This is a genomic window from Massilia sp. LXY-6 (assembly GCF_051233485.1).
Taxonomy (GTDB): domain Bacteria; phylum Pseudomonadota; class Gammaproteobacteria; order Burkholderiales; family Burkholderiaceae_D; genus Telluria.
In genome coordinates this window covers 44,455-50,911 of the sequence record NZ_JBKFGF010000065.1, presented here as the reverse complement: position 1 = coordinate 50,911, position 6,457 = coordinate 44,455, and the positions used below count along the sequence as shown (strand labels likewise).

Below are 6,457 nucleotides of genomic sequence, written 5' to 3'. Positions count from 1 at the left end.
GGTCGTGGTGACGGTCACGTTCGACTTGCCGTTCAGGTCCAGCGTGCCCTGGTAGGTCGTGCCGCACTGCAGGTTGACCGTGGCGCCGCTGGCGATATTCGTCGGCACCGGCAGCACGGTTGCGGCAGGCTGGGTCGGCGCGGTGGTGACTGGTGCCGGAGCGGGCGCAGGTGCCGGCGCCGGTGCCGGTACGGGCACAATGGTGGTGGTAGGGACATCCGCGGTGTCGCATGATTTACGCAAGCCCGGAGCAGGATCGCTGCCGAAAGTCGTGGTTGCACAGGCAACCGGGCCAGTCAGGGTCTTGGTGACATACGAGCCATTCGCGCCATACCGGACTTGCTTGGTGCCGGTAAACGAGCAGGTGCCGTATTCCATGCCGCAGTTCGTCCAGGTGGTTGCGGACGTGGAGATGGTAGCGGCAAATGCGGGGGTGTTGCTATTGGCTGCAGTATCGGAACCACCTGCGCCACAGGCTGCAAGGGTGGACGCAAGCGCTGCGCCGGCGAGAAGACGGGGAAAAGCGGTATTGATGTACAAGTCTTTATTCAGTTGCATTTGGATTCCTGGTAGTACCGTAAAACAGTAATAACGCTCAAAAGAACGTTCACATGAGAAACTTTGACAGGTTGCAAAAAATTCAAAAGCAAAATGACAAAGGCGAAGCTTTCTGAAAAATCATCCGGAGAGCTAAGTTAATGTGAGGTAACTGTTTTCCGCGTAAAAAGTTTCAGAGCGGCGATAATACGTCGAGAAAATATTTTTTGGTAGAAAAAATGAAGGAATTCTTTAAAAAAGCCTTGACTTGGAAGAAATTTAGATATTGTTCAAATAAAAAAATGCCTGTTCATTTTTAGAAAGTTATTAAACATAGGAAAAATAGATGTGGAACATCAGAAGTGGAATCAATTAACTTGAGGGGAATAAAAAGACCGAAATCAGGAAGATTGTGTTTGTTCATGAAAGCAAGCACGGCATAAAAATTTTCCGTGCGTAAAATTTTTAATGTTCAATTAATTGATTGAATGGCGGAACTGACAATCAATCAATCGCGAATCCATGTGCTGTGGGAAGGGAAGGTATGGCGGAAGGCTGAGGAGATGGCTGCGGTAGGGAAGTTTTCGCCAGCAAAAGGCAAGCGGCTTCACCAGTCAGGCCATACTGCTCATCGACACGGCGGTGAATCAAAAGGAGGAGTGCTCAAAGAAAGCATCGGCCGGGCCGACCGGGGAGCGGAAGAGGCAATGATCAGGCTAGCGCATCGATAGGCCGAGCGATAACTCGCCCTTGATGCAAAGCCGGGACAATGGTTGCGAAAGTGTTTGAAGAGGACAGCTACGCCTCGCATCGAACATATAGATGCATGTGCGTATCGGGTTCATTCAACTTCTTTTTGATTTGATCAATATCAAACGTACCTTGGACACATTGCGTAATATCAAAACTTAATCCGTAAACCCTTGATGCATGACGGAACAGCATGGCGATATTGGCAATTGAAACTCTGGTACGGCAGCTCTTCTGCTGCGTCAGCTTCAGGAGACATGCGGGCAGTCGTGTTCACTTCACTTTTGTAATCGATAACACTTATGACAAGCCAGGCCTATCGACCCGATATTGACGGCTTACGCGCTGTAGCCGTGCTGGCTGTCGTCGCATTCCACGCAGCGTCGGGCCTTTTACCGGGTGGGTATATTGGGGTCGATATCTTCTTTGTGATTTCGGGGTACTTGATCACCGGGCTCATTGCAAAACGCATTGAGGACAATACGTTCAGCATTGCAGGTTTCTACACACGGCGTATCAAGCGAATCTTTCCTGCCTATATAGTCGTGGCCGTGGCGACGCTAGCGGCTTCATCCTGGCTGCTCATCCCGAACGATTATATTTTTTATACGACCTCGCTTGCAGCGTCCTGGGCCTTCGTATCGAATGTCTTTTTTTCAATGCTGAGCTGGGGCTACTTCGGTACTCGTGCAGAAGAGTTTCCTTTGCTGCATACCTGGTCCCTGTCGGTTGAGGAGCAGTTTTACTTTTTCTTCCCAGTCCTGTTGATCGGCCTGTACCGCTACGCCAGGAAGGCGGTCCTGCCGGTCGTGCTTGTGCTGGCGCTGGTTTTTCTTGCGTGGTCGGAGGCCAGGACGGGCGACGTCAAGTCCTATTTCTTGTTGACGACGCGCGCCCATGAACTGTTGATTGGAGCGCTGACCTTTTTTGCCGCCGAGCGTATGCAAGCGCCCAGTCGCGTCCCTGCCACCCTGCAGGCCTGCGCCGGAATGATGCTCATGATCGGCTCGATGATGCTTATCCGGCCTGGAACTTCCTTTCCAGGACTAAATTCTCTTTATCCTTGTGCGGGAGCGGCCCTCCTCATCCATGCCGGACGCACGAATAATCCAGTGTCAGACATGCTGAGGACGAAGCCAATGGTCTTCATTGGCCTCATCTCTTATTCTCTTTACCTGTGGCACTGGCCGATCCTGATGTTCCTTCGGTATCGGCAAATCCAGGTCGACCTGTCCGTAGGCATTGCTGCTGTCGGGCTGTCGTTCATCCTGGCCATCCTTACCTGGAAATTTGTCGAGATGCCGATACGGCAAAACAGGCATATCCAGTTCAAGCGGGCGTTCTTCCAGATCTACGCCTTGCCCGCTGCCGCGTTCGTTGCCGTTGGCGCCTATTCCTATTTGACGGAAGGCGCTCCAGGCCGTTTCTCCAGTCAAATGAGAGAACTGATAACAAGCTATTCGTTCGAGCGGGACCTGGGCCGGACCTGTGCCATCCGGGGTGAGGACTACCGGAAGATTGATGCTTCCTATCTGGAAAAAAACTGTGCTTTCGGCGATATGACGCAAGCACAGCCGCAAATTCTCTTGATGGGAGACTCACACGCAAACCACTTCAAACCATTCCTCGACTCTCTTGCCAAAGCAGCCGGTTTGAAAGCCGTTTTTCATGTCCAGGGCACCTGTGCACCGACCAATCTGCCGGGCCAGGTTGCGACCGATGAATCGGCAAGAACATGCCAGAAGAGGAATCGAGACTTGCTTGCCCTGTCATCGCACTACAAGTATGTCGTGCTTGGCGGGTCCTGGGCCGGTATGCCCGCGGACTTTGAGCAGCATCTGCGACAGGTCGTGCAGATTATCCAGCAGGCGGGTGCCACGCCTGTGATCATGAAGGACAACGCTTCCTATGAACAAAATCTTTCGCAATGTATCCTTCATAGGACGCGCGGATGGATTCCCCAGAATACGAATTGTAATATCCCTTATGGCTTTGTGGAGAACACGCAAGGACCACCCGACAGGATTATCGACCGCGTCAAGAGCACCACACGACAGCAGGTGATTGTTGTCGATCCGAAAATGGTGATGTGTAACTCGACCGAGTGTCTTACCTATATTGGCAATATGGCAATCTACAAGGATTCCAATCACATCAATACCAAGGCCGCGAAATTTCTGGGAGTTCAATACGCCATGAAAGTCGAGAACCCGTTCCTGACGGACAAGCTCGGCCGGATGAATGCCCAGGCGCCAAGCTTCGATCCCGGCAGCGGCACCGGCGCATACAAGCGCCGTTGATCGCACGCTGAACAGACATCCCATCCAGACTAGTTTTCGCCATCCAGCGCCCGGCACGCCAGCTGGTAGTTGGTTAAGCGGTTTTTCATTGGCAGCTTGCCGTTGACATAAGCGAAGAAACGGTCGAGCTCCCCCCACGCATTCAGCCTGTCAATCTCGTTCGAATGTGCCCAGATGTGGAAAACCTTGTTTTGCTGACATGAGTAGTCGAAAAGCGAATAGATGCGTTCGAGCCAATCTCTTGTTTTCAATGCCAGTAATAGCCCATCGATGCGTTCATCCCAATGCCCGGCCTGGACAAAGTTGCGCATATATACTGCTCTTGAATGCGGATAAAACTGGATCGTTGTTGGCATCTGGTAAGGGCAAGCGCCGAGGTCGAAAGAAAGGTTGGTCGTTGTTCGCGCGTATAGAAATCCAGCAGCCTTGACAAGTGCAAGATGTTGACTGCTAAATTTTCCGCCGGGATAACAAAACCCATCAATCGACTGGCCGATGAGGTCTTCAAGCTCGGCCTTGCCAGAATTTATCTGGCGTTCGGCTTCTTCTTCTTGAACGGTGTTGAGATAGCAATGATCGTGGGTATGCGAGCCGATTTCAAACAATTCGCCAATTTCGCGTAGCTCGCTTTTTTTCAGTACAGGCGGGCCTTCGCGATTGAAAATTGGAATAAAGAAAGTGCCGCTCAAGTCATGCTTGCACAGCAGTTCCGCCATTTTCATATCCGATGGATGCCCGTCGTCCGTAGAGCAAGTAAATACTGCCGCCATATCCGCCTCAATCACTCGATAACATTGTAGGCCTTCCTATCGAAACCAACTTCAAATTCCGTCCGTCGAAGTGGCGAAACGACACGCGGCGGCAATTCCCGCGCACGCATCCGCGAAAGTGTAATTGCTGACCAAAGAACGGCTGCGTTCGGAGAATGTCCGGTAAATGTCCGGACGGGTTAACAGCTCCACTGCGCGATCAGCCCACAAGGATACGTCGAGGTCGCAAACATAGCCGTTTTGTCCATCGATGACCAGTTCGCCCGCGACACCGGCATGAGGAGAAACCAGGACCGGGATTCCTGCGGCACACGCTTCATTTGCGACCACTCCCCACGGGTCCCATTTAGATGGGAAAAGGAAAATCCGGGATGAGCGGTACAATTGGGGAAGCTCCTCCTGCTGGGCAAAGCCATGGAAGCTTGCTTCAACCTGGTCTTCGCATGATGCGACCCGTTTTTTCAAAGCCTGTTCTTCGCTGCCGGCGCCGACATACATGATCCGTGTTTTTCTCTTCAGCCTGGCGGCGGCGGCGAGTGCCACGTCGAACGCGAAGTGCGGGTTTTTTACCGATTCAATCCGGCCGCAAAAGATGAAATCGAACAGATCGGCGCCAAGCGGTTCGGACTGCGAAAACTTTGTGTTTTCAACACAAAGGCATGACCGGAAACAACGGTCTAAGGGAATGCCGTAACTTTCAAACAGTTTTCGGCCTCCGATGCTTGCCCATAAGAAAGCTTTCGATCTTGCGTAGACAAATCGTCTGGCCCAGCGGTGCAGGATCGTCAGTGCTTTCTCGGAGTCATATGTTCCATCGGTCATGGAAATATGGGGTATGCGTGTGAGCCATGCATACAGAAAAGCGTAAAGATGGGTTGGATTGAAGCCGGATGTAATAACGACGTCGGGTTGCAGCCGTTTGAGCGCCGGGATGACGTCGGGATTGTTGTGGATATATCGGTCCTTGATTTTCGTAATACGCTCGCGTAAATACGTGCAATGGTATTCGATGGGCGGCAGGTTCCAGTCGCGATTCGGCTCGCGCCCGCAGCAATACAGGACATGAAGGTCGACATCCGCTTGTGTTGCCAGTTCGTTCAGTGCCGGTATCCGATATGGAACTGGGCCGTTTGTAACGATAACGATCTTCATGATCACTGGAGTCTTTCTTGTTAGAACCTGCAAACTACAACGACCGGTTTTCTGGACTATCAGGGCTCTCTGTGGACCTTGAACCAAAGGGATGTCGTGACGATTTTTAGATAGGGCCACATCCAGTAGACTGGCCACAAGGGACCGGCATGGCGCCGGCACAAGACCAGCCATGCTTTCCATGGCAGACCTTTCGGTTCCATGACCCGCCTGAACCGCAGGCGCAAGGGAAGGCTCCGGTCGGTAAAGCTGCCTGTCTGGTAGTGATCGTTCACGCAGCGGCCGGCATGGCCCGGCATGATCCACATCGGTATCCCGGCCCGCTTGGCACGTAATCCGTAGTCCGTGTCACCGATGGCGTGAACGAAATGACTGTCGAGATTGCCAAGGACGGCAGCGGCAGCGTTCGATATCAGTACGCAATTCCCATTGAAGGTATCGCAGGACTGAATATGGCTTTGTGCCGCGACCGTCTTCAGCGTCAGAGGGCGTAGAGGGCCTTTCTGGCGTTCACCACCGTAGCTGGTCCGGCCTTGCTCGTCCTGCGTGGATCCCACCACAATTCCCGCCTTTCCATGGCGGCCCAGTCCAAGCGCATGGGTCTCCAACATTCTGCGCACACTATCGGGAAATAAAAAAGTGTCATCGTTTAGCCATAGGAAAAAGTCGTAAGACCCCTTGAATGCCTCGCTCCATGCCAGCCGCATGCCGCCGTTCCAGAAAAGGCGTCCGTTGCCCTTCAATATACGAATCTCCGGATACCTCGCCAGGACGGCTTCGCTGGTGCCGTCCTGGCTTCCATCATCGGTAACGAAAAAATCGATGGTGACCTGTTCGAGCGCCGATTGCGCCAGCACGCACCCGATGGCATCCAGCGTTTTTTGCTTGCGGTTAAAGCACGACAAGATCACTGCAATCCTGCATGGCAAGTGTGGCATCGCGACTATC

General features: G+C 52.7%; 4 protein-coding genes and 1 pseudogene. 1 reads left to right on the top strand and 4 read right to left on the bottom strand.

Translation table 11 applies throughout. The annotated features are described in order from the left end of the window. Positions 1-378 (bottom strand): annotated as a pseudogene (locus ACI48D_RS23725) (hypothetical protein); the annotation flags it as partial. A gap of 1,211 nt (positions 379-1,589) precedes the next feature. On the opposite strand from ACI48D_RS23725, the gene ACI48D_RS23720 reads away from it, so the two are divergent. After that, complete coding sequence (locus tag ACI48D_RS23720) at positions 1,590-3,587, top strand: acyltransferase family protein (RefSeq protein WP_435573701.1); 1,998 nt, start codon at positions 1,590-1,592, stop codon at positions 3,585-3,587. A gap of 29 nt (positions 3,588-3,616) precedes the next feature. On the opposite strand, the gene ACI48D_RS23715 is transcribed toward ACI48D_RS23720, so the two are convergent. From ACI48D_RS23715 to ACI48D_RS23705, 3 genes are read right to left on the bottom strand one after another with little or no spacing between them, the layout of a single operon-like run. Next, positions 3,617-4,357 (bottom strand): polysaccharide deacetylase family protein, encoded by a 741-nt coding sequence (locus ACI48D_RS23715; protein WP_435573700.1) that lies wholly within the window; start codon positions 4,355-4,357, stop codon positions 3,617-3,619. 51 nt (positions 4,358-4,408) lie between these two features. Further along, on the bottom strand, positions 4,409-5,509 hold the full coding sequence (locus tag ACI48D_RS23710) for a glycosyltransferase family 4 protein (protein WP_435573699.1): 1,101 nt from the start codon (positions 5,507-5,509) through the stop codon (positions 4,409-4,411). A gap of 59 nt (positions 5,510-5,568) precedes the next feature. Continuing rightward, positions 5,569-6,447, bottom strand: a complete 879-nt coding sequence (locus tag ACI48D_RS23705; RefSeq protein WP_435573698.1) for a glycosyltransferase family 2 protein — start codon at positions 6,445-6,447, stop codon at positions 5,569-5,571. Positions 6,448-6,457 lie beyond the last annotated feature (10 nt).